This window comes from Isoptericola sp. NPDC060257 (genome assembly GCF_042726645.1).
GTDB classification, from domain to species: Bacteria; Actinomycetota; Actinomycetes; order Actinomycetales; family Cellulomonadaceae; genus Isoptericola; species Isoptericola nanjingensis.
The window spans coordinates 1-1,028 of the sequence record NZ_JBHXAW010000516.1 but is presented as its reverse complement, the minus strand read 5'-3'; the positions used below and the strand labels follow the sequence as shown (position 1 = coordinate 1,028).

The 1,028-nt window shown below is 73.1% G+C and carries 1 protein-coding gene; it reads left to right on the top strand.

Going from position 1 to position 1,028, the window contains the following annotated elements:
* On the top strand, positions 1-1,028 hold a 1,028-nt coding region (locus ACFWEK_RS21800), incomplete at both ends, for a glycosyl hydrolase family 18 protein (RefSeq protein WP_430555405.1).

The window sequence follows — 1,028 nt, the reverse complement described above, 5'->3', positions numbered from 1 at the left end:
TGTGGAGAAGCTGCTCTCGGAGGGCTTCCTTCGCGGAGCTGCTGCGCGCCGAGCTCGACGCGCGCGCCGCCACCACCGGGGAGGACTACCTCATCACCGGCTTCGCCCCGGCGTCGTGGGCGGGCCGCACCGAGGGCGGGTGGGTCGACCCGCGGCTCGCCGCCGTCGTCGACTTCCTCAACATCCAGGGCTACGACTACGTGGGGCCGTGGCAGGCGGGCAGCACCGGCCACCAGGGCAACCTGCACGAGTACCCGTCGTACGGGGACCCGAGCCAGTCGGCCAACTGGGGCCTCGCCGCCGACGGACTCATGAACGCCTACAAGAACGCCGGGTACCGCGGCGACCAGCTCGTGCTCGGCCTGGCCGCGTACGGGTACGGGTGGAAGGGCGTCGACGACCCGACGCCCGGCGCGCCCGCCAGCGGCGGCTCGCTGCCGTTCACGTACTCCGCGCAGCTGCAGGACCGGTTCGCCGAGGGCGGCTTCACCGAGCACTTCGACGAGCAGGCCGGGCAGAGCTACTACTACAACGGCGACGAGTGGTGGACGCTCGACACCCCGCGCTCCGTGACCGCCAAGGCCGAGTGGCTCGCCGAGAACGGCTTCGGCGGCGCCTACCTGTGGGACATCGCCGGCGACGCCGACCGCGACCTCAGCTCCGCGCTGGTGCGCACCTTCCAGGCCGCGACGCCCGGCCCCCTCGTCGAGGGCGACGGCGCCGCCCCCTGGTACCCGACGGGCGTCTACCGGACCGGCGACGTCGTCTCGCACGACGGCGTCGAGTACGCCGCGAAATGGTGGACGCGCGGCGTCGCGCCCGACTCGGTGGCGGCAACGAAGGACCCGTGGAAGGTCGTCGGCGAGCACGGCGACCACCCCGTCGTCTCCGATGACTGCGGTCCGGCGTTCGACGCGGCCAAGACGTACTCCACCGGCGACGTCGTCTCCCGGGCCGGCGTGAACCACACCGCCCAGTGGTGGACCCGCGGCGAGCTGCCCGGCAGCGACGTCAAGGGTTCCTGGGAC